Here is a 23,702-nt window from a genome sequence, read left to right on the forward strand (position 1 = left end):
GCGGGCCGGGGCCCGGGCCCGGCGCGGCGCAGCCGGGGCCTACCGCGCGGACGCCACGAGGCCGTGCGCGGCCGCCACTGCCTCGTTCGTGACCTGGCCGGCGTGCACGTTCAGGCCGAGGGCGAGCGATGGGTCGGCGGCCAGCGCGGCCTCCCACCCGCGGTCGGCGATCGCGACGGCGTACGGCAGCGTCGCGTTCGTCAGCGAGATCGTGCTCGTGCGCGGGACGGCACCGGGCATGTTCGCCACGCAGTAGTACACGGTGTCGTGCACCGCGAACGTCGGGTCGTCGTGGGTGGTCGGGTGCGAGCCCTCGAAGCAGCCGCCCTGGTCGATCGCGATGTCGACGAGCACCGATCCCGGCCGCATGTCCGCGACCATGGCGTCGGTGACGAGCTTCGGCGCGGACGCCCCGGGGATGAGCACGGAACCGATCACCAGGTCGGCGTCGCGCAGGGCCTCCGCGATGGCGTGCGCCGAGGACCGCAGCGTGGTGATGCGTCCATCGAACCGGGCGTCGAGCGCGCGCAGCCGGGGCAGGCTGATGTCGAAGACCGTCACGTCGGCCCCCATGCCGAGCGCCATCGTCGCGGCGTGCTCGCCCGCGACGCCACCGCCGATCACGACGACGCGGCCCTTCGGCGTGCCGGGCACCCCACCGAGCAGCAGTCCGCGTCCGCCGTTCGTGCGCATCAGGTTGTAGGCGCCGACCTGGGCGGACAGCCGTCCGGCGACCTCGGACATCGGCGACAGCAGGGGCAGCGAGCGGTCCGGCAGCTGCACGGTCTCGTAGGCGATCGCGGTGGCCCCGGAGTCGATGAGCGCGTCGGTCAGCGGGCGGTCGGCCGCCAGGTGCAGGTACGTGAAGAGCACCTGGCCCGGACGGATGAGCGGGTACTCGGACGCCACCGGCTCCTTGACCTTCAGGATCAGCTCGGCGCGCGCCCAGACCTCGGCGGCGGTGTCGACGATCTCGGCGCCCGCGGTGCGGTACTCGTCGTCGGGGAACGCCGACCCGGTGCCGGCACCGGCCTGCACCAGGACCTGGTGGCCGTGCAGCGCCAGCTCCGCGACACCCGCCGGGGTGGCCGCCACGCGGTACTCGTTGTTCTTGATCTCGGTGGGGACGCCGATGCGCATCGCAGACTCCTTCGTGGGTGGTGCTCTCGTCCACACCATTCAGCGCCGGATTCGTTGCGGTGACGTTACGGCCGAAGATCCTGACGACGCACGGCACATCCGTGCGATGAGATTCGGCGATCAGCCACTCAGAACACCTTGCCCGGGTTCAGGATGCCTGCCGGGTCGAACACCCGTCGGATCCCCCGCTGCAGCTCGAGCACGTCGCCGCCGAGCTCGTCACCGATCCACCGACGCTTCAACACCCCCACGCCGTGCTCGCCCGTCAGGGTGCCACCCAACTCGATCGCGGCACGGAACATCGCATCGGCGGCGTCCCAGACGTGAGCCGGCACCTCGTCGCCGTCGAAGACGAAGTTCGGGTGCAGGTTGCCGTCGCCGGCGTGCGCCACGGTCGGGATCGGGACACCGTGTTCGCGACCGATCTCCTCCACGCGGGCGAACATCTCGGCGAGCCGGCTGCGCGGCACGGCGACGTCCTCGATGAGCACCCGGCCTCGCGACTCCATCGCGGCGTGGAAGGACCGGCGGATCGTCAGCAGGCGCTCGCGTTCCGCCGCCGACCCGGCCAGGTGCACGGTTCCGCCCTCGGCCTGGAGGCGCGGCATGGCCCCCAGCGCGGCCTCGGTCGCGCCCGGACCGTCGAACTCCACGAGCAGGAACACCCCGCCCGCCGCGGTGCTCCCCACCGTCTCGACGATCACCTCGGGCCCCAGGTACGCCGCGATCCCCTCGAGGGCCAGGGCGTCCAGCAGCTCGACCGTCGACGGCCGGTCCGCTCCCGCCACGACGGCCGCTGCCGCGGCCGCCGCCTGCTGCACGGACGGGTAGACGGCCCCGAGCGTCGCGGGCTCCCCCGCCGGGATGGGCACGAGGCGCACCGTCGCGCCGACGATGACGCCGAGCGTGCCCTCGGACCCGACGAGCAACGCCGTCAGGTCGAGGCCGGTCACCCCCTTGACGGTGCGGTGGCCGGTCGACACGAGCCGACCGTCCGCCAGCACGACGTCGAGCCCGAGCACGGCCTCGCGCGTGACGCCGTACTTCACGCACCGCAGACCACCGGCGTTCGTGGCGATGTTCCCGCCGACGCTCGCGATCGCCGCGCTCGCGGGGTCCGGTGCGAAGCGCAGCCCGTGCTCGGCGACGGCGGCGTTCAGCGCACCGTTGAGCACCCCGGGTTCGACGACGGCGAGTTCGTCCTCGACGGACACCTCGACGATGCGGTCCATCCGCGCGACACTGAGCACCACCGTGCCCTCGGTGCCGTTCGCGCCACCCGCCAGACCGGTGCCGGCGCCGCGCGGGACGACGGGGACGCCCAGGGCCGAGCAGGTCCGGAGCGTCGCCTGCACGTGCTCGACGGTGCGGGCCTCGACGACGGCGACCGGACCGCCAGGGGCGATCCAGCCGGACTTGTCGGTCCGCGCGGCGTCGAGCACGCCCGGTTCGGTCCGGACGACGGTGCCGTCGGGGTCCTGCAGTGCGGAGCGGAGCGCGGTGACGACGGTGTCCATGTCGTCACGCTACCGCCGCCGGGTGGACTCCCCGGCTCGGTGCCCCCACGGCGGTCAGCGCGTGCGGAGCGACTCGCTCGGCAGCTCGCCGAAGCGGGCACGGTACGTCGCCGAGAACCGCCCGAGGTGTCCGAAGCCCCACGACCGGGCGATCTCGGCGACCGAGGTCTCGTCACGCGCACCGCCGAGCAGGTCCGCCCGCGCACCGTCGAGCCGCACCTCGCGCAGCAGGTCGCCGGGCGTCTGGTCGAGGTGCCGTCGCAGGGACTGCTGCAGCCCGCGCGGGCTGAGCCCCGCCGCCGCGGCGATCTCCGGTGTGCCGATGGGTTCGCGGGCGTGCTCGTGCACGAAGTCGAGCGCCCGGCGGACGCGGCCGTGCTCCGGACCGCCGCCGGCCACGGTCGAGCGCCAGCGATCGCGCTGCGGGAACGCACGGATCGCAGCGGTCGCGAAGGCCTCGGCGATGTCGCGCTGCGCGATCGGGTCGAGGTCGTGGTCCACGTCGAGCCACGTCGACGAGTGCGTCCGGACCACGTCCTGCCACGCGCCCGTGCCCGCAGCCGTCGGGCGCTGCATCGGCTCGAAGGCGAAGTCGTCCTCGCCGACCAGCGCCCGGACGAAGTCGCGGTCCAGGTGCACGAGGTTCAGCGCGATGTCGCGGTGGTGCAGGGAGTACGGCTCGGCGAACGGCAGCACGACGGGCACGCCGGCTTCGAGCGCCCAGGTCTCGCCGCCGCAGGTGATCCGGCTGGAACCGCTCCGCATCCAGGCCACCAGGAACTCGTCGTCGACCTGGCTCTCGCTGCGCAGGTCGACCATGAACCGCGACGACCGCAGCGACATCCGGTCGTCGCCGACTCCGGCGAAGTCCCAGTGCGCGGTGGGGCGGGTGCGCCGGACCGCGGGTGCCCGGAAGTCGTAGTCGCGCCCGAAGAACGCGAGCGCCTGGTCGACGTCCGTGCCGACCACGCGACGGGAGTACCGGCCGCCCGGTCGGTCCATCGAGATCACCATGGCCGAGAACGTACCCGGCACCCCCGACAGAACCGGGTCACATCCTGACTCAGGGCTGCAGGATCGCCTGCCCGACGCTCTCGTCCAGGATCAGGTCCGTGACGAGCCCGGACGCCAGCGCACCCCGCAACGACGCCGCCTTCGACCGGCCCGCGACGACGCAGACCCGACGCGGAGCGCGCTTGATGGTGTCGAGGTCCGGCCCGCCGGCGCGCGCGTTCACGCCGATGTCCCGCCACGACCCGTCGGCCCGGTAGAACACGGTCGAGACGTCCCCGACGACCTGGGCCTTCGTGAGCTCGTCGCGGTCCGCGGGGTCGAGGTAGCCGCCGGAGTACACGTGCGACGGCACCGGGGCCTGCGGGGCGCCCACACCGAACACCACCAGGTCCATCCGCTCGTGCAGGTCGAGCACGCGGCGGATCGACCGCTCGCGGAACAGCGCCTCCTTCGTGGCCGGGTCGTCGAAGAACGCGGGCACCGGGAACTGCTGCACGAACGCGCCGTAGGCCTCGCCGAACCGCCGCAGGATCTCCGAGGCGTAGACGATGCCCGTGGTCCGGGTGTTCGCGGCGCCGTTGATCTGCACGATGGTCGACCCGTGCGTGGTCTTCGGCACCAGGTACCGGCTGACCGCGCTCACCGTCGAGCCCCACGAGATCCCGATCACCATGTTCGACTCGACGTACTGCGTCAGGATCCGGGCGGCGGACAGGGCGACCCGTTCCAGCCGGTCGACGTCGCTCGTGTGGTCCGGCACCGGGACGACGTGCGCGTGCACCCCGAACCGCGAGCGGATGCTGCGGCTCAGCGCGGCCGCCTGGTCGAGGGGTGAGCGGATCTGGATGTCGACGAGACCGGTGTCCCTGGCGTACTTCAGCAGGCGCGACACCGACGAGCGCGAGGTCGCGAGTTCGTCCGCGATGGCGTCCATCGTCAGGTCCTGCAGGTAGTACAGGTGGGCGGCGCGCAGCGCCTGCTGCGTGCGCATGGGCTGAGCCGCATCGCTCATGGTGCTCCGATCTGTCGAACGCAACCATGCACGGACGTGCACGGCCTCTGCAACCCCTGTCGCGCCTCCCGGCCCCCGGATCGGAGCGCACGACACGTGTGCTGCACGTTCGTGCACGCAAGTTGCCCGACCTCCCAAACCGGCGCACGATCGATCCTGACCACGAGAACAGACGAAGGAAGCGACGAACCATGTCGAAGAAGACACAGCCCCGGAACACGGTGACCGCCCTCACCGAGCGCCCGAACGCGCAGGTCCTCGTCGTCGGCGGCGGCATCAACGGCATCGCCACGTTCCGCGACCTCGCGCTGCAGGGCGTCGACGTCGCCCTGGTCGAGCGCGGCGACTACGCCTCCGGTGCGTCCGCCGCGTCGAGCCACATGATCCACGGCGGCATCCGCTACCTCGAGAACGGCGAGTTCCGCCTGGTGCGCGAGAGCGTCCAGGAGCGCAACGGGCTCATCCGCATCGCCCCGCACTACGTCAAGCCGCTGCAGACGACGATGCCGATCTTCTCGACGTTCTCCGGCATCATGAACGCCCCGCTGCGCATGCTGACGCACAAGCAGCGCTCCACCAAGGAGCGCGGCGCGATGCTCATCAAGATCGGCATGACGATCTACGACTCCTTCTCGCGCGACGGCGGCTCCGTCCCGAAGCACGTCTTCCGCACCAAGAAGGCCGCGCTCGAGGACATGCCCGCACTCAACAAGGACCTCAAGTACACGGGTACCTACTACGACGCGAGCGTGCACGAGCCCGAGCGCCTGGCCCTCGACGTGCTCAAGGACGGCATCGCCGCCGGCACCGGGACCGGCTCCGCGGCGACCGCCCGCGCGACCAACTACGTCGAGGCCGCCGGCACCCGCGACGGCGGCGTGCTGCTCCGCGACCGCGAGACCGGCGAGGAGTTCGTCTTCTCCGCCGAGGTCGTCGTCAACGCCTCCGGCCCCTGGACCGACCTGACGAACGAGGCGTTCGGCGGCGAGACGAAGTTCATGGGCGGCACGAAGGGCTCGCACATCGTCGTCCAGAACGACGAGCTGCTCGAGGCCACCAAGGGCCGCGAGCTGTTCTTCGAGAACGACGACGGACGCATCGTCCTCATCTACCCGCTCAAGGGCCGGGTCCTCATCGGCACGACCGACATCGACGCCGACCCCTCGAAGCCGGTCACGACCACCGACGAGGAGATCGACTACTTCTTCGGGCTCGTGAAGCACGTGTTCCCGCAGATCGACGTCACCCGCGACCACATCGTCTACAGCTACTCCGGCATCCGCCCGCTCCCCCGCCACGAGGACACCGCCCCCGGCTTCGTCTCGCGTGACTACCGGATCGTGGACACCCAGATCGCCGGGCTGCCGAAGTCGACCGTGCTGTCGCTCGTCGGCGGCAAGTGGACGACGTTCCGCGCCCTCGCCGCGCACCTGTCGACCGAGGCCACCACGAAGCTCGGGATGACCCGCAAGGTCGACACCACCGGCATGGCGATCGGCGGTGGCAAGGAGTTCCCGACCACCGACGCGCAGCGCGCCCTGTGGATCACCTCGCACCGTGACGGTCTGGACGAGTCCCTGGTCGAAGGCCTGCTGGAGCGCTACGGCACCCGTGCCGCCGAGGTCGTGGACGTCCTGACCGACGGCCCCGTCGAGGCGCTCGAGTCCGACCCGTCGCTCACCCGCGCCGAGGTCGCGTACTTCGCCGAGCACGAGCAGGCCGTCCACCTGGTCGACGTGGTGCTGCGCCGCACGAACCTCGCGTTTGTCGGCGGTGTCACGATCGATCTGCTCGACGAGCTGGCCGACGTGCTCGCCGGGGCGCTCGACTGGACGCCCGAGGAGCGCGCGGACGAGGTCCAGCGCACGCTCGACGTGCTGCGCGAGGCGCACCGCGTGATCGTGCCGCTGACGTCCGCAACGGCACAGGCGTCGGCGTCGCAGCTCGCGTAGTCGACGCGACCGCATTCGGACGGGAGGCCCGGTACCAGCTGGTACCGGGCCTCCCGTCCGTCATGGGGTTGCGTTCTCGTGCGTCAGTAGCGCTCGCCGGTCGGGTCCAGCGCGGTGCGGTCGATGAGCTGGTCACCACCGATCGGCTCGCCCTCCCAGTCGACCAGGTGCCAGCCGTCGGCGAAGGACCCCTCGAGCTCGACGATGCCGGTGTTCTCCAGGTGGCGCTTGGTGCCGAAGTGGTCCGGGGTGTTGTCGGCGGCCGCGCTCGCCCAGGTACGGATCGCCGCACCGTGACTCACCGCCGCCGCCACGCCGACGCCGGTGGCCTCGATCTGCCGCACGGCGTCGTCGTACCGCTCGAAGAACTCGAGCCCGCTCTCCGCCCCCGGCATCCGGGTCGTGCGGTCCCCGCCGGACCAGCCGTGCACCGTCGAGATGTACAGCTGCACGGACACCTTGTCGCTCTTGCCCTGGGTGTCCCCGGCCTCGATCTCACGCAGACCGGGCAGCACGACGGGCTCGAGCCCGAGCGACGCCGCCAGGGGCGCCGCGGTGATCTGCGTCCGGACCATGGTGGAGGCGAAGAGCCGCTCGATCCCCCGGTCGGCCAGGGCTGCCGGCAGGGCATCCGCCTGCTGCTGGCCGAGCTCGGTCAGTCCGGGTCCGGGCACCACGGCGTCGAGGACACCGTTCACGTTCGCGGGGGTCTGGCCGTGGCGGATGAGCAGCAGTCGCATGGATCCACCCTACGGACCACCGCCGACGTCAGCCCTGGCGGGTGTTCCAGCGGGGGTTCTGCTTGTTGATGACGTAGGCCCGGCCGCGGCGACGGACGACCTGCGAGCCGGGGATCTTCTTCAGTGCCTTGAGCGAGTTGCGGACCTTCATGGTTCTCCTCCGTCGGCGCTCTCTTGTTGAGAACGGTTTTCAGGTAGGGTACCCGACATGCGTGCTGCTGCCATCACCCTCGTCACCGCCCTCCACGAGGCCGACGCCGACCGCGTCGCCGCCCGGATCACCACCGGGCACCGGATGCACGTGGACGGGAGCGCGTTCGCAGCGGCCCGCGCGGTCGCCGAGCGGGCTGACCACCTCGACCGCGCCTGCGGCCCCGACGCCGACCACGGCCTCGTCGTCACCCTGCGACCCGGCTCCGACGCCCGCGCCGTGGGCATGATGCTCGCGAACGCCGCCCGGAGCGAGACCGGCGACGACCGGGTGCTCCGACACGTGGTCGGGGTACTGCGTGCCGACGACATCGCCCACCTGCTGTGGTCCGACGTCGACGACGCGTTCGTGGCCGCCGACCGGGTGGCGTCCCTCGTCGAGTACGCGACCGTCATCGCGCTCGACCGTCTCGCGCCACTGTCCCTGCGCCGCCGTCGCGCACTGGTCGCACTGCTGCACCGGCTCGCACCGCAGGCCGTGATCGTGGCGCTGCCCGCACTCCGGACCGCGCGCGACCTGCCCGCGTCGAACGGCGGGGCCGCTCGGGTCCTGGCCTCGGGCGCCGGGTGGATGCGCGCCCTGTCGAGCGGAGCCGACACCGGCCGGGACGCCCGCGACGACCTGGTCGCGATGCGCTACCGGGAGCCGCTGCCGTTCCACCCCGGGCGACTGGCCACCGTGATCGAGCGAGACCTGGCCGCCGGTAGCTCGGGCCGGGTGCTCCGCTCGAAGGGGTTCTTCCGGCTGGCGTCACGCCCGGACCACGTCGGCTCGTGGTCGAGCTTCGGGGCGATGCTCGCGCTCGACCCCACCGCGAACCCGTCGTGGGACGCCGACGCCCCGATCGGGCAGGCGCTGTGGTTCGTCGGCGAGCGGCTCGACGTGCGGGCGATCGAACGTGCCCTCGACGAGGCGCTGCTCACGCCGCCGGAGCTGCTGGCCGGGCCGGATCTGTGGCGCGGGTGGGCGGACCCGTTCCCCGTGTGGCCGGCGGTGGACCCGGCGTCGGAGCACCGGCACGAGTGAGGCGAGTGCGCGCGGGTGCGTGCGTGCGCATCTTCCGACAGGACACGAGTCGATCGACGCGTGGATCGTCGCAGCATGCGCATGCATCCGGTGCGTGCGCATCTTCCGACAGAACACGAGTCGATCGACGCGTGGAACGTCGCAGCATGCGCACGCACAGACGGGAGGCGCGGTGCAGGTCGGACCTGCACCGCGCCTCCCGTCCGTGGTCGCGTCGCGAGCGCCCCCCAGTGTCAGCGCGCCGGCACGGCCTCGGCCTCGGCGGCGTCGCCCGCGGCCCGGGCGGCAGCGTCCTGCGCGGCGAACGGCAGGTCCCCCAGGTCCAGGTTCGGGTTCGTGTCCTGCGTGAGCACGAGTTCCTTCGCCTCAGCCTCGGTCTCCACCGCCGGCATCGAACCCGGCAGCGGACGGCGCGAGGACTCCTTCATGCAGAAGACGCCGATCGCGCCGACGACGCTCATCGCCATCAGGAAGTACGCCGGGGCGAGTTCGTCCCCGGTCACGGTCAGCAGCGCCTGCACGATCAGAGGCGTGGTCCCACCGAAGACCGCGATGGCGATGTTGTAGGCGAAACCCATGCCGCCGTACCGCGTCGAGGTCGGGAACAGCGCCGGCAGCGACGCCGCCTGGTTCGACACCCACAGCGCGGTCATCAGTGCGAGCAGCCCGAGTCCGGCCAGCGTGGACCACTGCGCACCGTGCCCGATCAGCATGAACGCCGGCACGACGAGCACCACGGTCGTCGCGGCACCGATCCACATCACGACGCGTCGACCGAGCTTGTCGGACAGCTTGCCGGTGAGCGGGAGCATGACCGCCAGCAGCAGGAGCACCGGGATCGTCAGCAGTGTGCCGTCGAGCGGCGAGTACCCGAGCGAGTCGGTCAGGTAGGTCGGCATGTACGAGGTCAGGGCGTACCCGACGGTGTTCGACGCCGCGACGAGCATGATCGCGATGACGATCGGCCGCCAGTGGTCCCGGACCATCACGAGCACGTTCGCGGGACGCTCTCCGTCGAAGGACGCGCGGGTCTCGGACGCGGCCTCCTGCGCCGCCTGGGTCGCCTGGAACACCGGCGACTCCTCGATGCGCAGACGGAACCAGATCGCGACGACGCCGATCACACCGGCCGCCAGGAACGGGAAGCGCCAGCCGTAGGCGACCATCGCGTCCTCGCCGAGGGTGATCTGCAGCACCGAGACCACGGTCGCTCCGAGCGCGAAGCCCAGGTAGCTGCCGAAGTCCAGGATGCTCGCGAAGAACCCGCGGCGACGGTCCGGGGCGTACTCGGTCACGAAGGTCGTCGCACCGGCGTACTCACCGCCGGTGGAGAACCCCTGCGCCAGCTTCAGCACGACCAGCACGATCGGTGCGAACACCCCGATCGTCGCGTAGGCGGGCAGCGCTCCGATGAGGAACGTCGACGCCGCCATCATGATGAGCGTCGTCGCGAGCACCTTCTGGCGCCCGATGCGGTCGCCGAGACGGCCGAAGACGATGCCGCCGAGCGGACGGGCGATGTACGTCGCAGCGAAGACACCGAGGCTGAACAGGATCTGCACGGCGGGCTCGGCGGTCGGCAGGAAGACCTTCCCCATCGTGACCGCCAGGTAGCCGTAGACGCCGACGTCGTACCACTCCATCGTGTTGCCGACGACCATGCCGCTCACCGCGCGGCGCATCATGCTCTTGTCGACCACGGTGACGTCGCTCTCGCGCAGACGTCGGTGCGGCCGGGTCGGGGTATGGCTGGGATCGGAGCCCATGTCTCTCCTCGAGGATCGTGACGAGCCGGCAGGGACCGGCTCGGGCCGGTGGAGACCGGCTCAGGAACAGCGAGCGACGTTACCGAGCGACCGAAATGTCATTGGCCGGTGATTCCCAGGCAGCGGCGTGTCACCCGAACGGGGGGAGGGCCCGATCCGCATGCGCCTGCGGATCCGGAAGGCTGAGTAACGAGGACATAACATCGGCGCATGGCGATCGAACCCGAGACGAAGAGCTGGACCTGGGTCATCGAGGGCACCTGCCCCGAGTGCGGCTACGACGGCACCACGGTGTCGATCCGCGACGTGCCGGGGATCATCGACGCGAACACGACCGCGTGGCCGACCGAACTCGGCCGGGATGACGTGCGCGAGCGTCCCGACGACCACACCTGGTCGGCACTCGAGTACGGCGCCCACGTGCGCGACGTGCACCGGAAGATGACCGAGCGGCTCGCCCTGATGCTCACAGAGGACGCCCCGACGTTCCCGAACTGGGACCAGGACGCCACCGCGGTCCAGGACCGGTACGGCGAGCAGGACCCGGCCGTCGTCGTCCGGGAGCTCGGCGAGGCCGCACACCGGGCAGCGCGGGCGTTCGACGAGGTCCGTGAAGACCAGCTCGAGCGCACCGGACTGCGGTCGGACGGCAGCGCCTTCACCGTCGCGAGCCTCGCGACGTACTACGCGCACGACCCCGTCCACCACCTGTGGGACGTGCGGCGCACGCACTAGGTTCGGGCGTACCTGCCCGAATCGGGCGTACCTGCCGGAATCGGGCGTACCTGCCACGAAGAAACGACCAGGTATGCCCGAAAGCGCCTTCCATCGCGCCCGTTCTGGGAAGGAGCGCGCACCTGCCAGGCGTCGAGCAGACCGCTCAGGCGAGCGCGTCGAGCAGGGCGCGGGCCGTCGCGGCGTCCGACACCAGCTCGTTGACGAGCCCTCCGCGCACGGCGCCGACGATGCTGCCGACCTTGGCGCTGCCGACGGCGACGCCGACGGCGTGCGGCACACCGGACAGGACCTCGCGTGAGGTCCGGACCATCCGGTCGCTGCCGGGGAACTCGATGGGCGAACCGTCCGCGGCGTAGAAGTTGAGGCAGACGTCACCGGCGGCCTGGTCGAACGCGGCGTCCTCGACGGGGACGCCCCGCGCCAGGGCGTCGCGCGTCGGGGTCGGCGCCCCGATGCCGAGGATCGCGCCCTTCGCCCGGCCCCAGAGCCCGACGACGTGCTGGAAGGCCGGGTCCTCGTCGAGCGAGGAGCGCATCGCGGGCGACGGAAGCGCCTGCGCGAACAGGAAGGCGGGGATCGCTCCGGAGTGCTCCGCGGCGGTCCGGGTGATCTCGTTCGTCTGGAACCACGGCATCGGGTCGGCTTGCCCGCCCACCGTCGGGACGAGCTGCACGCCGGGCAGGCTCGGCATGCCGGCGTGTGCGACGTCGTACACCGTGCGGCCCGACGACATCAGGACGGCGTCGCCGGGGACGAGTCCCATGCCCTCGACCGCTGCGGCCAGGGGCGCGGCGAGGTCGGCGCCGAGCGTGGCGGTGTGCGTGACGGCGGCCAGGTGCACCGCTCGGATGCCGAGCACGACCTGCAGCCGTTCGGCGAGCGCGACGGTCTCGTCCTGGAACGGGTCGACGACCTCGATGCGGACGAGTCCGGCCTTGCGCGCCTCGGCCACGAGCCGCGACACCGTCGGACGCGAGACACCGAGGCGCGAGGCGATCTCGACCTGGGTGGCGTCCTCGAGGTAGTACATCCGCGCCGCCTGGTACACGGTGTCAAGCGGGAACCGGGTCCGGGCACCCTCGGCGGCAGGGTTCTCGGCGGACATGCGCCGATCGTATCCCCGGCACACCTCAGCGGATCGTGAACCCGCCGTCCACCCGGAGGTCGGCGCCGTTCACCATCGCGCTCGACTCCCCCGCCAGGAACAGCACCGCGGCGGCGATCTCGTCGGGGGTGGCGAAGCGGCCGGTGGGGATCTCGTCCTGGTGCCGGATGCCGTTCTCGTTCGCCCACGCGGCACGGCCGAGGTCGGTGAGCACGACGGTCGGCGACACGGTGTTGACGGTGACGCCGCGACCGCCCCACTCGAGCGCGAGCACACGGGTGAGTCCGATGACGCCCGCCTTCGAGGCGCAGTAGGCGGCGTGCCCGTCGATGCCGACGTGCGCGGCCTGCGAAGCGATGTTCACCACGCGCCCGTACCCGGCGGCGAGCATGTGCCGGCCGACGGCCTGGGCGACGCGGAAGGTGCCGGTCAGGTTGACGTCGATCGTCCTCGACCAGGTCTCGGCGGACAGTTCGTCCGCCGGAGCGAGTGCGGCGATCCCGGCGCAGTTGACGAGCACGTCGACGCGACCGAAGTGCGCGACGACGTCGGCGACGGTGCGCGCCACGGATGTCTCGTCCGTCACGTCGCAGCCGAACCCGGCATGGAGGCCCGCGGCCGGCAGGTCGGCCGCCGCCGTCGTGGCGCCGTCGGCACGGACGTCGACGATCGCGACCCGCGCACCCCGTGCGGCGAGTGCCCGGGCGATGGCGTTCCCGATGCCGGAGGCGCCGCCGGTCACCACTGCGGTGCGGCCGGTGAAGTCGTTCGTCAGGTCGACGGTGTCCGGGCCCGGGCGCAGGGCTGCGGCGAAGTCGGGGGTGGTGCTGGTCGTCATGTTCGCTCCTTTGCGTCGGGTCGAACCTAGCAGAAATTGTGTTCTGGACAAACGTTCTGCGAGGTGTACAGTCGTCGCCGAAGCCATCCAACGAAGGAGCAGCGCATGTCGACGACGACCGAGAACGCGGCCACGACCGCCACCACGACCATCCCCACGACGATGCGAGCCGTCGTCGTCCACGGCCCGGGCGACTACCGGCTCGAGGAACGCCCCGTGCCGACGCCCGGCCCCGGCGAACTCCTGCTCCGGACCGACGCCGTCGGCATCTGCGCGAGCGACCTGAAGTGCTACCACGGCGCCGCGAAGTTCTGGGGTGACGAGAACCGCGCCGCCTGGGCCGAGACGGACCGCATCCCCGGGCACGAGTTCGTCGGCACGATCGTCTCCGGCGACGACGACACCCTGGCGAAGCGGAAGGTCTCACTCGGCGACCGCATCGCGTGCGAGCAGATCGTGCCGTGCTGGGAGTGCCGGTACTGCCTCGAAGGCGCGTACTGGATGTGCAACGTCCACGACATGTTCGGCTTCAAGGGCTACGACGGCGCGATGGCCGAGTACGTGCTCGTCCCCGCCAAGGCCCTGACCCACCCCGTGTCGAGCGCTCTGCCCGGTCAGGTCGCCGCGTTCGCCGAGCCGCTGTCCTGCGCGTTCCACGCCGTCGAGCGGGGCGACATCAAGTTCGGCGACACCGTCGTGATCGCCGGCGCCGGACCGATCGGCCTCTCCGCCATCGCCGGTGCTCGACAGAAGAACCCGCTCCGGATCATCGCGCTCGACGTGGTCGAGGCGAAGCTCGAGCTGGCACGCAAGGTCGGCGCGGACCTGACGATCAACATCGCCGAGGACGACGCGGTCGCCCGGGTCAAGGAGCTCACCGACGGCTACGGCGCCGACGTCTACATCGAGGCGACCGGCCACCCGTCGGCGGTGCCCCAGGGCCTCAACCTGCTGCGCAAGCTCGGCACCTTCGTCGAGTACTCGGTGTTCAAGGACGCCGTCTCCGTCGACTGGTCGATCATCTCGGACGACAAGGAGCTCGACGTCCGGGGCGCCCACCTCGGCCCGCACACCTGGCCGGCGGCGATCAAGCTGCTCGAGGCCGAGACCCTGCCGATGTCGGAGATCTGCACGCACCAGTTCCCGCTCGAGCGGTTCCAAGAGGCCCTCGACCTGGTCGGCGACTCCGCCGGCGCGAGCGTCAAGGTCTCGATCCTCCCGTCCCTGCAGGCCTGAGCCCGCCGACCCTTGGAGTCAGCAAGCATGTCAACGACGACACAGCGCGCCACCGGTGCGCCCACGACCCCTCGCGCCGAGGGCCGCCTCGACCGGATGGGGATCCCCCGCCCGCTCGCCCTCGGGTTCGTCGCCGTCCTGGTCTTCATGACCGGGAACGGCGTCGAGTCGAACTTCATCACCCCGCACATGGTCGCGGTCCTCGGCAGTCCCGAGGCCACCGTCGCGACGATCGTGACCTTCTACAGCCTCGCCGCCCTGATCGGCAGCTACGTCTCCGGCGCCCTCTCCGACCTGATCGGGCCGCGCCGGGTGATGATCCTCGGGTTCGCCGTCTGGGTCGTCTTCGAGGTGCTCTTCCTGCTCGCGCTGAACATCGGCAGCGTGCCGTTCGCGGCCGTCGCCTACGCCGTCCGGGGCTTCGGCTACCCGCTCTTCGCCTTCGCGTTCCTGGTCTGGGTGAACATCACCACCCCGGTCGAGCGGAACGGTTCGGCGGTCGGCTGGTTCTACGTCGCCTTCACGGGTGGCCTGCCGACGCTCGGTTCCCTCTTCGCGATCGGCGCCATCCCGGTGTTCGGCGGCGGCACGATCGGTGAGACCGGCGCGATGGTCGCCTCGATCGGCCTGGTCGTGATCGGGTTCCTCATCATGCTGTTCGGCGTCCGGCTGCCGAACGGGTTCTCCCGCATCGCCCCGGCCGGCGAGAGCGCCTGGCAGGTGCTGACGAGCGGCATCCGCCTGACCGTCACCCGGCCGAAGATCCTGATGGGCTTCCTGGTCCGTCTGATCAACACCGCGCCCGAGTTCGGCATGTTCGTCGTCCTGCCCGCCGTCATCGCGAACGAGCGCGGGTGGGGCCAGAGCCGCTGGCTGCTCATGACCGTGTGCGTCTACGCGACGAACATCCTGGTGAACGCGCTGTTCGGCTGGGTCGGCGACAAGATCGGCTGGCAGCGCACCGTCAAGTGGTTCGGCATCGTCGGGTCCGCCCTCGGCCTCATCGCCTGGTGGTACGTCCCACAGCTCGTCCCCGCCGGGTCGGACTGGGGCTACGTGCTCTCCGTCGTCGCCGGCTGCGTGTTCGGCTGCCTGCTCGCCGGCTTCGTGCCGATGGGCGCGATCATGCCGGCGCTCGCCCCCGAGCACAAGGGCGCCGCGATGGCGATGTACACGACGGCGGCCGGCGGCGCGGCGTTCCTCGGCACCGGTGTGGTCGCCGCGGTCTTCGCGCTCGGCGGTGGCGGTCAGGCCGCGACCTGGACGTTCGTCGGCCTGTACGCCTGCGCGTTCGTGATGATCCACTTCCTCAAGGTGCCGCAGGGCACCCGCACCTCCCACTGAAGGACTCGAGCATGACCACGATCCACGACGCCCCCGACGAGTTCGCCGAGGACCAGCTCGCCGGCTGGCTCGCGCTCTACGCCGACCGCGTCCGCGGCGTCCACGGCGGCGTCGTCACCCTGCCCACCGACGGCGCCGACCCCCAGGTCGCGGTGGTCGTCGGCGGCGGTTCCGGCCACTACCCCGCGTTCTGCGGGATCGTCGGCCCGGGGTTCGCCACCGGCGCCGTCGTCGGCAACGTCTTCACCTCGCCGTCCACCGCGCAGGTGTACTCGGTCGCCAAGGCGGCCGACCAGGGGAAGGGCGTCGTCCTGTCGTTCGGCAACTACGCCGGTGACACGATGAACTTCGGGCTCGCCGCCGAGCGGCTGCGTGCCGAGGGCATCGACACCCGGATCGTCGTGGTCACGGACGACATCGCGAGCGCCGACGAGGAGTCGAAGCGTCGTGGCATCGCCGGGGACTTCTCGGTCTTCAAGGCGATGGGTGCCGCAGCCGCCGCGGGCGCGGACCTCGACGAGGTCGAACGCCTCGGCAATGCATCGAACGCCGCCACCCGCACGATCGGTGTCGCGTTCTCCGGGTGCACCATGCCCGGCGCCACCGAGCCGCTCTTCACCGTGCCCGACGGCCACCTCGGACTCGGGCTCGGCATCCACGGTGAACCCGGCATCGAGGACGTCCCACTGCTCCGCGCCACCGACCTCGCGGCGCTGCTCGTCGAACGACTCCTCGCCGACCGACCGGCGAACGCGGGCACCCGGGTCGCCCCGATCCTCAACGGCCTCGGCGACACCAAGTACGAGGAACTGTTCCTGCTCTGGGGACGCGTCCTCCCGCTGCTGCGGGACGCCGGCCTCGAGATCGTCGAACCCGAGGTCGGCGAACTCGTCACGAGCCTCGACATGGGCGGCTGCTCGCTGACCCTCCAGTGGCTCGACGACGAGCTCGACCCCCTGTGGCGTGCCGACACCTACACGCCCGCGTACCGCAAGGCGGCCGCGCCGATCGCAGCGTTGCTGCCGGCCGACGCGGTGGACGACGCCGAGGACGAGGCGACGGTCGTGCCGGACGCGAGTGATGCCTCCCGGCAGGCCGCGCAGACGGCACGCGACGCGATCGAGGCGATCGACGCGCTCCTGCGGGAGCACGAGGAGGAGCTCGGCCGCATCGACGCCGTCGCCGGCGACGGCGACCACGGACGCGGCATGGTCAAGGGGATCGGCGCGGCTCGGAAGGCAGTCGACCGGGTCGGCCAGGAGGCAGGGGTCGCCTTCGTCCTCGGACGCGCCGGTGACGCGTGGGCCGAGTTCGCGGGCGGCACCTCGGGAGTCCTGTGGGGTGCGGCACTCGAGGCCTTCGGACGGTCGCTGCGCGACGACCGCTCCGCGTACGAGGCGTCCGACGTCGTGGAGGCCGCACAGGCCTTCGCCGACTCGATCGTCCACCTGGGCGGGGCGTCCCGCGGGGACAAGACGCTGCTCGACGCACTGCTGCCGTTCGTGGATGCACTGCGGACCTCGGTGTCGGCTGGTTCCTCGCTCACCGACGCGTGGCAGGCTGCAGCGGAAGTCGCTCGTGACGAGGCCGACAAGACAGCCGACCTCACGCCGAAGGTCGGGCGTGCCCGGCCGCTGGCGGAGAAGAGCCTGGGGACACCCGACGCGGGTGCCACCTCGATGGGGATGATCCTCACGCGGGTCGGCGAGGTCCTCGCTGCCCGTGCGAACGAACTGGAAGGAACACACGCATGACGTACCGTCTCGTGATCGGCTCGGACGATGCCGGGTTCGACTACAAGGAGATCATCAAGCAGGACCTGCAGGCCGACCCGCGGGTGGCGTCGGTCGTCGACGTCGGCGTCGACGCGGACGGGCACACCGCGTACCCGCACGTGGCCGTCGACGCAGCGCGACTCGTCGCGTCGGGTGAGGCCGACCGCGCGATCCTGATCTGCGGCACCGGACTCGGCGTCGCGATCGCGGCGAACAAGGTCCCGGGCATCCGGGCCGTCACGGCGCACGACTCGTTCAGCGTCGAGCGTTCGGTCCTGTCGAACGACGCCCAGGTCCTCTGCATGGGCCAGCGGGTCGTCGGCGTCGAGGTCGCCCGCCGGATGGCGAAGGAGTGGTTGGGCTACGAGTTCGACCGAACGAGCGCGAGCGCCTCGAAGGTCCAGGCCATCTGCGATTACGACGGCAGCGCGCCGGCCGGCGTCGACGCCCAGGCGTAGGCGCGGCGGCACTCCCGCGGAACCAGGTTCCGGACACAGCACCGTGCATCTGCGCGGTGCTGTGTCCGTTGCGCGGTGTCGAACGGTCAGCTGCGCGCGGCCAAGCGGTGCACGACGGCCTTCGTCGCCTCGTAGAGCTCGCGGTAGTCGCGGTACCCGGGCTCGTAGGCGGCCGTCGCAACGGGGTCGGGCTCGATGACGGTGGCCGGCGGGTTCCACTGCCGGATGTCGACGTCGGCCACGAGCGCTGCCGCCAAGAACGCCGACCCGTACGACGCCCCCACGGTCACCGACGGCACCGTCTGCCGCAGCCCGGTCACGTCGCTCACGATCGTCGGCCAGAGCCGTCCGAGCAACCCGCCGCCGGCCCCGACGAGCTCGCGGACCTCGACCCCGGCCGCACGCAGCACCTCGATGTTGTGCCGGACCGCGTAGGCCGTCGCCTCGAGCGTCGCCCGGTAGATGTCCCCACGCGTGTGCCGCACCGTCAGCCCAGCGATCACCCCGCGCGCGTCCGGATCGGCGATGGGCGTCCGCTCACCCGCGAAGTACGGCAGCATCAGCAGCCCGTTCGCGCCGATCCCGGCGCACCGTGCCTCTTCGAGCATCGTCGGCCACTCGCCGTCGACCAGCCGACGCAGCCAGTCGGTGATCGCCCCGGAGGTCGCCATCCCACCCGACACGCTCGGCTGCCCCGGGTGCGTCCCGACCGTCGTCCACATGCCCGGCACCGGCGTCGGCTCGGCGGTCGGCGCGATCATGAACATCGTGGTGCCGTACTGCAGGAACATCCGGCCCGGCACCGACTCGCCGACGCTCACGCCCTCCGCCCAGGCGTCGATGGTGCCGGCCGTCACGGGGATACCGACCGGGAGGCCCGTGGCCGCGGCCGCCTCGCGCGTCACCACGCCCGCCTGGTCGCCGGACCACAGCAGCCGCGGCAGGGGCAGGCCGGGCGCAAGCCGGTCGCACCACTCGGTGATCCAGGTGTTCTCGTGGACGTCGTAGAACGGGGTGGTCTGGCTGGCCGAGTGGTGGTCGAGGACGTACTCCCCCGTCAGCAGCTCCACCACGCGTGACGCCGGCATCGTGAACCGGACCGCCCGCTCCCAGACGTCGGGCTCGTGCCGGGCGACCCACGCGAGCTTCGCCCCGGCGGCCTGGGTGCTCAGCGCAGAGCCGCACCGGGCGCGGATCGTGTCCTCGCCCCCGAGCTCGGCCGTGACCTCGTCGAGCAGGTCGGCCGTCCGGGTGTCGATGCCGTACAGGACCGCCGGGCGCAGCGGATCCCCTGCATCGTCGGTCAGCAGGACGCAGGGGCCGATGCCGCTCACGCCCACGGCTTGCACGTCGGCATCGGGGACGAGCGCGAGGAGCTCGTGCGTCAACGTCGTGAATTCGTCCCACCACACGGCCGCGTCCATCTCGACCAGGCCCTGGGCAGGACGGTCGACGTCGTGCCGACGGCTCACCTCGGCGATCACGGTGCCGTCGAACCGGGCCAGCAGCGCCTTCGTGCTCGACGTCCCGATGTCCAGACCGAGCACCGCCCGCATGCCGCCTCCTTCGCCGCCACACGACCGCCGTCGGTCGCGCCCCGAGTCTACGAACGATCGCGATCCGTCGACGCCCAGCGTCCTGTCGGGGGCCGGACGTACCGTACTCACGACTCCGATGCTCCACGAGGGGAACCCGATGAAGAAGTCAGCCTGGCTGCCAGCAGTCATCGCGCCGGTGGTCGTCGCCGGCGCCGTCGCCGCCCCGATGATCGCGAACGCGGCGAACGACCCGATCGCGGGGACGAACCCGACCGCGGCCGACGTCATCGCCAGCATCGCGAAGTCCTCGGACGCGCAGTACTCCGGCAAGCTCTCGCAGTCGAGCGACCTCGGACTCCCCGAACTGCCGACCGGTTCCGGCGGCTCCTCGCTCGAGGGCGACGCCTCGGACGTGCTCGGGCTGCTCACCTCGTCGCACACTGCCCGCGTGTACGTCGACGGCGCCGACAAGCAGCGCGTGCAGTTGACGGAGCAGCTCGCCGAGCAGGACGTGGTCCGCAACGGGTCCGAGGTCTGGACCTGGGACTCGAAGGAGCGCACGGCCACGCACGTGACCCTGCCCTCCGACACCGCGAAGGACCTGCAGGACGGCACCACCACGCCGACCGACATCGCCGAGCAAGCCATCGACGCCATCACCCCCAGCACCACGGTCTCGAAGCCGACCGAGGTCAGCGTCGCGGGTCACGACGCCTGGCAGATCACGCTGACGCCGAAGTCCTCCGACACCCTGGTCGGCACCGTCCGACTGGCGGTCGACCAGCAGACCGGGCTCCCGCTGCGCGCGACGATCCAGGCCGCCGGGCAGGACGACCCCGCGGTGCAGGTCGGGTTCACGAGCCTCGACTACGGCGCCCCGGCCGCACGGCTCTTCGACTTCACTCCCCCGTCGAACGCGAAGGTCACCGAGAAGGACCTGTCCGACGCCGAGCACGGTGCGCACGCGAAGGGTGACCACGCCCGCACCGCGCACGACGGTGACGAGCCGACCTTGACGGGCGAAGGCTGGGGCACGATCGCCGAGCTCCCCGCCGGCACGGTGGACCAGTCGTCCCTCGGTGACGAGGCGTCGGGCCTGCTCGGCCAGCTCACGAAGGCCGTCGACGGCGGCCGTGCCGTCCAGACCTCGCTCGTGTCGGTCTACCTGACCGACGACGGCCGGGTCCTCGCCGGCGCCGTGCCGGTGTCGTCGCTGGTCGCCGCCGCGAAGTGAGCACACCGGAACCCGCGCACACGACGGAACCGGCCGCCGTGGACGCGACCCGTCCGACCACGGGCACCGACCTCGCGATCCGCACCACGGGCCTCCAGAAGGTCTTCCGCAAGCAGCGCGCCGTCGACGGCATCGACCTGTCGGTGCCGCGCGGCGCGGTGTTCGGGTTCCTCGGGCCGAACGGCTCCGGCAAGACGACGACGATCCGGATGCTGCTCGGGCTGTCGAGCGCGACCGGCGGCACGATCGAGGTGCTCGGCCAGTCGATGCCGAAGGCGCTCCACCAGGTGCTGCCGCACGTCGGTGCCCTGGTCGAGGGTCCGGCCTTCTACCCGTACCTGTCCGGGCGCGCGAACCTGCAGCGCTTCGACGCGGCCGACCCCACGTCGGACCCGCGCACCCGCAAGGCCCGCGTGGCCAGCGCCCTCGACCGTGTCGGCCTGACGCACGCGGCGGACAAGAAGGCGCACGCGTACTCGCTCGGCATGAAGCAGCGATTGGGCCTGGCGAACGCACTGCTCTCCCCGCGCGACCTGCTGGTGCTCGACGAACCGACGAACGGCCTCGACCCGCAGGGCACGCGCGAGGTCCGCAACCTCATCCGGTCCCTGGCGGACGACGGCACGACGGTGTTCGTGTCGAGCCACCTGCTCGCCGAGATCGAGCAGGTCTGCACCCACGCCGCGGTGATGCGCACCGGCAAGCTCGTGGCACAGGGCGAACTCGACGAGCTGCGGTCCGCCGGTGCACGCACCGTGACCGTCCGCACGCCCGACGTCGGGCAGGCCGGCAGCGTGCTGAGCCGGCTCGGACTCGTCCCCCGGCACGACGGCGGCGCGGACGTCCTGGTCGCCGACCTGCCGCACGAGCTGCTGCCCGAGACCATCACCGCCGAACTCGTCCGCGCCGACGTCCGCGTCCGTGGGCTGACGGTCGGCGGCGGCACGCTCGAGGACCTGTTCGTCGCGCTCACCGGAGAGGGCTTCGATGTCGCTGCCTGACACTGCCCGTGCACTGCCCGACGCCGAGGCCGATGCCGAGGCCCCGCGCCGCCAGCGTCCCTTCGCCCTGCTCGGCTCCGAACTCGCGCTGGTGTTCCGCCGCCGCCGCACGTGGGCGATGCTCGGGGCCCTCGCGCTCGTCCCCGTCCTGATCGCGGTCGCCGTGAAGCTGACGACCGACGGCGACGACGGCGGTCCGGCGTTCCTCGGCGACATCACCAACAACGGCCTGTTCGTGGCGTTCACTGCGTTGACGGTGTCGATCCCGCTGTTCCTGCCGCTCACTGTCGGCGTGGTCGCGGGCGACACCGTCGCGGGCGAGGCCAGCCACGGCACCATCCGCTACCTGCTCGTCGCACCGACCGGCCGGGTGCGGTTCATCCTGGTCAAGTTCGCCGGCGCGGTCGCGTTCTGCCTGGCAGCGACGCTGCTCGTGGTGCTCGTCGGTGCGGCGATCGGTGCCGTGCTGTTCCCGATCGGTCCGGTCACCCTGCTGTCCGGCACCCAGGTCGGCGGAGCGTCGTACGCCGGTCGGGCACTGCTCCTCGCCCTCTACGTGGCGATGTCGATGCTCGGACTCGTGGCGATCGGCATGTTCGCCTCGACACTGACGAACGTGCCGGTCGGGGCGATGGCCGCGACGGTGGTGTTGGCCGGGGCCTCCCAGGTCCTCGACCAGCTGCCCCAGCTCGACTGGCTGCACCCGTACCTGTTCTCGCACCAGTGGCTGGGGTTCGGCGACCTGCTCCGCGACCCGATCTCGTTCGACTCGTTCGGGTCGAACGCACTGCTGCAGCTCGGCTACGTCGTCGTGTTCGGGGCGCTGGCGTACAGCCGGTTCGCCTCGAAGGACATCCTGAGCTGAGCCCGACCGCCGAGCCCGACCGCCGTCAGCTCGCCGGACTCGCTGAACCGCCCGCCATCGTCTCCGCCTCCGAGCCGCGCGCATCCGCGTAGCGGTCCCGCAGGTCGCGGGCCTTCTCGGAGCGGTACCAGTCGAGCCGAGCCCCGGTCTCGACCGTCTGCATCCCGATGACGACCTTGCCGCGTGACTTCATCTCGGCGAGGTCCTCGTACGCCTCGACGATGTACTCGAACGGGTAGAACCCCGAGATGAGCACCTGGAAGCGGCGCTCCTGCAGGGCCTTCGCCAGCAGGGTCAGGAGTTCCCGGGTCTCCTCGTCCTCTGCCGGGGCGCGCAGGAACCGGAGCTCGATGTCGCGGCGTTCGTCCGACGACACGAAGCGCTCGTCCCCGACCCCGAGGCGTTCGGCCAGGAGCTCGGCGTTGCTCTCGCCGTGGTTGTCGATGAAGGCGGTGATCGGTCGGCCGTCCGCGATCGCTCGGATGCGGTCTTCCTCGCCCTCGCCGTACACGACCGGCAGCGTGCCGATCTGCCGCAGGTAGTCGTGGTTGCGCGCACTGCCGAGGGTGATCACGGTCGCACCGGCGTCGTGCGCCAGCTGGCTCTCGATGTGGCCGACACCGCCCGCAGCAGCGGTGATGACGACGGTGTCGTCCGGTCCGAGGCGGAGCGATCGCACCACCGACAGCGCCGTGCACCCGGCCAGGTACAGGCCACCGGCGACCTCCCACCCGACGTACTCCGGCTTCTTGATGACGGCACCACGCGGCACCGCGATCCAGTTCGCGTGCGAGCCTCCCTGGGGCGCGTGCCCCATGACCTCGTCACCCACCCGCAGGTCCTTCACGCCGTCGCCCCGCGCCCGGACGATGCCGGCGAAGTCGACGCCCTGCCGTGCCGGGAACTCGAGCTCGATGTGGTCCCGGAGCTTCCCCTCGCGCAGGAAGCGCTCGATGTGGTTCAGCCCGGCGGCGACGATCTCGACGACGATCTCGCCGGGGCCGGCCGTCGGCTTCTCCTGGGGGACGAGCTCGACCACGCTGAAGTCGCCGTACCGGTCGTACTGGACTGCCTTGCCGTTCCGCATGGGTGCTCCTTTGCTGGCGTGTGCCTCCGGCCTACTCGGTTTCCCCGCGTGCAGCCCGAGCAGGCGGGGTACCGGCCGTGGGCGGTACCGACGAGCGGACGGGAG

21 protein-coding genes are annotated in these 23,702 nt (G+C 71.5%); 10 read left to right on the forward strand and 11 right to left on the reverse strand.

Annotated elements, in window-relative coordinates; all coding sequences use genetic code 11:
- Positions 1–39: 39 nt before the first annotated feature.
- The 4 genes from ald to EDF48_RS08895 form a co-directional block, all read right to left on the reverse strand.
- Positions 40–1,140: an alanine dehydrogenase gene (gene ald, locus EDF48_RS08880; RefSeq protein ID WP_131879428.1), complete on the reverse strand. Its 1,101-nt coding sequence runs from the start codon at positions 1,138–1,140 to the stop codon at positions 40–42.
- Between the two features lie 128 nt (positions 1,141–1,268).
- On the reverse strand, positions 1,269–2,657 hold the full coding sequence (locus EDF48_RS08885; RefSeq protein ID WP_131879430.1) for an FAD-linked oxidase C-terminal domain-containing protein: 1,389 nt from the start codon (positions 2,655–2,657) through the stop codon (positions 1,269–1,271).
- A 54-nt stretch (positions 2,658–2,711) separates the two neighbouring features.
- Positions 2,712–3,671, reverse strand: coding sequence for an AraC family transcriptional regulator (locus EDF48_RS08890; RefSeq protein WP_131879432.1), 960 nt, complete (start codon positions 3,669–3,671; stop codon positions 2,712–2,714).
- Positions 3,672–3,720: 49 nt separating this feature from the next.
- A complete protein-coding gene (locus tag EDF48_RS08895) occupies positions 3,721–4,683 on the reverse strand; it encodes a sugar-binding domain-containing protein (RefSeq protein ID WP_165901120.1) in 963 nt (320 codons plus the stop codon).
- A gap of 191 nt (positions 4,684–4,874) precedes the next feature.
- Between EDF48_RS08895 and EDF48_RS08900 the strand changes: the two genes are divergently transcribed.
- A complete protein-coding gene (locus tag EDF48_RS08900; protein WP_131879434.1) occupies positions 4,875–6,635 on the forward strand; it encodes a glycerol-3-phosphate dehydrogenase/oxidase in 1,761 nt (586 codons plus the stop codon).
- An 83-nt stretch (positions 6,636–6,718) separates the two neighbouring features.
- Here the strand turns inward: EDF48_RS08900 and EDF48_RS08905 are convergent, their stop codons facing one another.
- Together EDF48_RS08905 and ykgO are read right to left on the reverse strand one after the other, a co-directional pair.
- Positions 6,719–7,375, reverse strand: a complete 657-nt coding sequence (locus tag EDF48_RS08905; RefSeq protein WP_131879436.1) for a histidine phosphatase family protein — start codon at positions 7,373–7,375, stop codon at positions 6,719–6,721.
- 28 nt (positions 7,376–7,403) lie between these two features.
- Complete coding sequence (gene ykgO / locus EDF48_RS08910; RefSeq protein WP_131879438.1) at positions 7,404–7,526, reverse strand: type B 50S ribosomal protein L36; 123 nt, start codon at positions 7,524–7,526, stop codon at positions 7,404–7,406.
- Positions 7,527–7,583: 57 nt separating this feature from the next.
- Between ykgO and EDF48_RS08915 the strand changes: the two genes are divergently transcribed.
- Positions 7,584–8,612, forward strand: coding sequence for a GTP-binding protein (locus EDF48_RS08915; protein WP_131879440.1), 1,029 nt, complete (start codon positions 7,584–7,586; stop codon positions 8,610–8,612).
- A gap of 233 nt (positions 8,613–8,845) precedes the next feature.
- On the opposite strand, the gene EDF48_RS08920 is transcribed toward EDF48_RS08915, so the two are convergent.
- Positions 8,846–10,378 carry an MFS transporter gene (locus tag EDF48_RS08920; protein ID WP_123338750.1) on the reverse strand — a complete coding sequence of 511 codons (1,533 nt, stop codon included), beginning with the start codon at positions 10,376–10,378 and terminating at the stop codon, positions 8,846–8,848.
- A 210-nt stretch (positions 10,379–10,588) separates the two neighbouring features.
- On the opposite strand from EDF48_RS08920, the gene EDF48_RS08925 reads away from it, so the two are divergent.
- Positions 10,589–11,113 (forward strand): DinB family protein, encoded by a 525-nt coding sequence (locus tag EDF48_RS08925; RefSeq protein ID WP_131879442.1) that lies wholly within the window; start codon positions 10,589–10,591, stop codon positions 11,111–11,113.
- 145 nt (positions 11,114–11,258) lie between these two features.
- Here the strand turns inward: EDF48_RS08925 and EDF48_RS08930 are convergent, their stop codons facing one another.
- Positions 11,259–12,221: a sugar-binding domain-containing protein gene (locus tag EDF48_RS08930; protein WP_131879444.1), complete on the reverse strand. Its 963-nt coding sequence runs from the start codon at positions 12,219–12,221 to the stop codon at positions 11,259–11,261.
- A gap of 25 nt (positions 12,222–12,246) precedes the next feature.
- Positions 12,247–13,059: a GolD/DthD family dehydrogenase gene (locus EDF48_RS08935; protein ID WP_131879446.1), complete on the reverse strand. Its 813-nt coding sequence runs from the start codon at positions 13,057–13,059 to the stop codon at positions 12,247–12,249.
- A gap of 105 nt (positions 13,060–13,164) precedes the next feature.
- Here EDF48_RS08935 and EDF48_RS08940 point away from each other — a divergent pair, with 105 nt between their 5' ends.
- The 4 genes from EDF48_RS08940 to EDF48_RS08955 are packed head-to-tail and all read left to right on the forward strand — an operon-like array spanning position 13,165 to position 17,872.
- Positions 13,165–14,295 (forward strand): zinc-binding dehydrogenase, encoded by a 1,131-nt coding sequence (locus EDF48_RS08940; RefSeq protein WP_123672438.1) that lies wholly within the window; start codon positions 13,165–13,167, stop codon positions 14,293–14,295.
- A gap of 27 nt (positions 14,296–14,322) precedes the next feature.
- A complete protein-coding gene (locus EDF48_RS08945; protein WP_207895492.1) occupies positions 14,323–15,639 on the forward strand; it encodes an MFS transporter in 1,317 nt (438 codons plus the stop codon).
- An 11-nt stretch (positions 15,640–15,650) separates the two neighbouring features.
- Positions 15,651–17,393, forward strand: a complete 1,743-nt coding sequence (locus EDF48_RS08950) for a dihydroxyacetone kinase family protein (RefSeq protein WP_131879448.1) — start codon at positions 15,651–15,653, stop codon at positions 17,391–17,393.
- Positions 17,390–17,872, forward strand: a complete 483-nt coding sequence (locus EDF48_RS08955) for a ribose-5-phosphate isomerase (protein ID WP_131879450.1) — start codon at positions 17,390–17,392, stop codon at positions 17,870–17,872. The genes EDF48_RS08950 and EDF48_RS08955 overlap by 4 nt, the downstream gene beginning before the upstream one ends.
- Before the next feature lie 86 nt (positions 17,873–17,958).
- Here EDF48_RS08955 and EDF48_RS08960 read toward each other — a convergent pair whose 3' ends face one another.
- A complete protein-coding gene (locus tag EDF48_RS08960; RefSeq protein ID WP_131879452.1) occupies positions 17,959–19,428 on the reverse strand; it encodes an FGGY family carbohydrate kinase in 1,470 nt (489 codons plus the stop codon).
- Between the two features lie 139 nt (positions 19,429–19,567).
- Here EDF48_RS08960 and EDF48_RS08965 point away from each other — a divergent pair, with 139 nt between their 5' ends.
- From EDF48_RS08965 to EDF48_RS08975, 3 genes are read left to right on the forward strand one after another with little or no spacing between them, the layout of a single operon-like run.
- Positions 19,568–20,644 carry a sigma-E factor regulatory protein RseB domain-containing protein gene (locus tag EDF48_RS08965; RefSeq protein ID WP_131879454.1) on the forward strand — a complete coding sequence of 359 codons (1,077 nt, stop codon included), beginning with the start codon at positions 19,568–19,570 and terminating at the stop codon, positions 20,642–20,644.
- A 38-nt stretch (positions 20,645–20,682) separates the two neighbouring features.
- On the forward strand, positions 20,683–21,645 hold the full coding sequence (locus tag EDF48_RS08970) for an ABC transporter ATP-binding protein (RefSeq protein WP_131879456.1): 963 nt from the start codon (positions 20,683–20,685) through the stop codon (positions 21,643–21,645).
- Positions 21,632–22,510 (forward strand): ABC transporter permease, encoded by an 879-nt coding sequence (locus EDF48_RS08975; RefSeq protein WP_173169249.1) that lies wholly within the window; start codon positions 21,632–21,634, stop codon positions 22,508–22,510. Before EDF48_RS08970 ends, EDF48_RS08975 begins: the two co-directional genes overlap by 14 nt.
- Positions 22,511–22,535: 25 nt before the next feature.
- Here the strand turns inward: EDF48_RS08975 and EDF48_RS08980 are convergent, their stop codons facing one another.
- Positions 22,536–23,597 (reverse strand): NADP-dependent oxidoreductase, encoded by a 1,062-nt coding sequence (locus tag EDF48_RS08980; protein WP_131879458.1) that lies wholly within the window; start codon positions 23,595–23,597, stop codon positions 22,536–22,538.
- Between the last annotated feature and the right edge of the window lie 105 nt (positions 23,598–23,702).

Origin of the sequence: Curtobacterium sp. PhB191 (genome assembly GCF_004346515.1) — a bacterium.
Classification (GTDB): Bacteria; Actinomycetota; Actinomycetes; order Actinomycetales; family Microbacteriaceae; genus Curtobacterium.

Coding starts and splice junctions, on each gene's coding strand:
- ald (WP_131879428.1), bottom strand. CDS start 1,140: ATGCGCATCGGCGTCCCCACCGAGATCAAGAACAACGAGTACCGCGTG.
- EDF48_RS08885 (WP_131879430.1), bottom strand. CDS start 2,657: ATGGACACCGTCGTCACCGCGCTCCGCTCCGCACTGCAGGACCCCGAC.
- EDF48_RS08890 (WP_131879432.1), bottom strand. CDS start 3,671: ATGGTGATCTCGATGGACCGACCGGGCGGCCGGTACTCCCGTCGCGTG.
- EDF48_RS08895 (WP_165901120.1), bottom strand. CDS start 4,683: ATGAGCGATGCGGCTCAGCCCATGCGCACGCAGCAGGCGCTGCGCGCC.
- EDF48_RS08900 (WP_131879434.1), top strand. CDS start 4,875: ATGTCGAAGAAGACACAGCCCCGGAACACGGTGACCGCCCTCACCGAG.
- EDF48_RS08905 (WP_131879436.1), bottom strand. CDS start 7,375: ATGCGACTGCTGCTCATCCGCCACGGCCAGACCCCCGCGAACGTGAAC.
- ykgO (WP_131879438.1), bottom strand. CDS start 7,526: ATGAAGGTCCGCAACTCGCTCAAGGCACTGAAGAAGATCCCCGGCTCG.
- EDF48_RS08915 (WP_131879440.1), top strand. CDS start 7,584: ATGCGTGCTGCTGCCATCACCCTCGTCACCGCCCTCCACGAGGCCGAC.
- EDF48_RS08920 (WP_123338750.1), bottom strand. CDS start 10,378: ATGGGCTCCGATCCCAGCCATACCCCGACCCGGCCGCACCGACGTCTG.
- EDF48_RS08925 (WP_131879442.1), top strand. CDS start 10,589: ATGGCGATCGAACCCGAGACGAAGAGCTGGACCTGGGTCATCGAGGGC.
- EDF48_RS08930 (WP_131879444.1), bottom strand. CDS start 12,221: ATGTCCGCCGAGAACCCTGCCGCCGAGGGTGCCCGGACCCGGTTCCCG.
- EDF48_RS08935 (WP_131879446.1), bottom strand. CDS start 13,059: ATGACGACCAGCACCACCCCCGACTTCGCCGCAGCCCTGCGCCCGGGC.
- EDF48_RS08940 (WP_123672438.1), top strand. CDS start 13,165: ATGTCGACGACGACCGAGAACGCGGCCACGACCGCCACCACGACCATC.
- EDF48_RS08945 (WP_207895492.1), top strand. CDS start 14,323: ATGTCAACGACGACACAGCGCGCCACCGGTGCGCCCACGACCCCTCGC.
- EDF48_RS08950 (WP_131879448.1), top strand. CDS start 15,651: ATGACCACGATCCACGACGCCCCCGACGAGTTCGCCGAGGACCAGCTC.
- EDF48_RS08955 (WP_131879450.1), top strand. CDS start 17,390: ATGACGTACCGTCTCGTGATCGGCTCGGACGATGCCGGGTTCGACTAC.
- EDF48_RS08960 (WP_131879452.1), bottom strand. CDS start 19,428: ATGCGGGCGGTGCTCGGTCTGGACATCGGGACGTCGAGCACGAAGGCG.
- EDF48_RS08965 (WP_131879454.1), top strand. CDS start 19,568: ATGAAGAAGTCAGCCTGGCTGCCAGCAGTCATCGCGCCGGTGGTCGTC.
- EDF48_RS08975 (WP_173169249.1), top strand. CDS start 21,632: ATGTCGCTGCCTGACACTGCCCGTGCACTGCCCGACGCCGAGGCCGAT.
- EDF48_RS08980 (WP_131879458.1), bottom strand. CDS start 23,597: ATGCGGAACGGCAAGGCAGTCCAGTACGACCGGTACGGCGACTTCAGC.